This window comes from Bacillus pretiosus (genome assembly GCF_051294775.1).
Taxonomy (GTDB): Bacteria; Bacillota; Bacilli; order Bacillales; family Bacillaceae_G; genus Bacillus_A; species Bacillus_A wiedmannii.
On the sequence record NZ_JBPPHF010000170.1, the window covers coordinates 1 to 308 of the forward strand.

Below are 308 nucleotides of genomic sequence, written 5' to 3' on the forward strand. Positions count from 1 at the left end.
GGGTACAGGTACGTTTGTACCTCAAGAAGGAACAAATCCTTATATCGGGGAAACTGGGCAGTTAGAACGCGTAGAAGAAGTGCGAATCGAAACGTTAATTCCAGCTTCACTACAGCGAAAAGTGATTAAAGCAATGGTAACGGCACATCCATATGAAGAAGTAGCATATGATGTGTATCCACTTGATAACAAAGGTGAAACATTAGGGCTTGGAAAAATAGGAAATTTACAAGAAGAAATGACACTTGGACAGTTTGCGGAACATGTAAAGAAATCATTAGATGTAAAGGGTGCACGAGTTGTTGGGG

Annotated in this window: 1 protein-coding gene; it reads left to right on the top strand. The window is 40.6% G+C overall.

The window, feature by feature from the left end:
• On the top strand, positions 1-308 hold a 308-nt coding region (locus ACSG5Z_RS30360), incomplete at both ends, for a Nif3-like dinuclear metal center hexameric protein (protein ID WP_503827189.1).